Genomic DNA, 240 nt, shown 5'->3' with positions numbered 1-240 from the left:
GCCAGAATCTTGAGGCCAAGATCGGTTGCCGTTGTCAGGACAAGATCCTGAAACCGTGAAACATCTTCTCTGTTCATATATCACTCCGTCGAAAGGGGAACACGTCGAAATCCGTACCAGCATCGCCAAACAAGGCTCATTCTAGATGACATTCGGGCGACTTCTCCACCTCACAATCAGCGGGCCTGCCCGATACCGGCCATTTCGCCCCGTTTTGGCGCCCGATTCGTTGACAGCCGT

It is taken from the genome of Candidatus Skiveiella danica (assembly GCF_022705245.1).
GTDB lineage: Bacteria > Pseudomonadota > Gammaproteobacteria > Burkholderiales > Burkholderiaceae_C > Skiveiella > Skiveiella danica.
Note: the sequence above shows the minus strand (reverse complement) of the source record.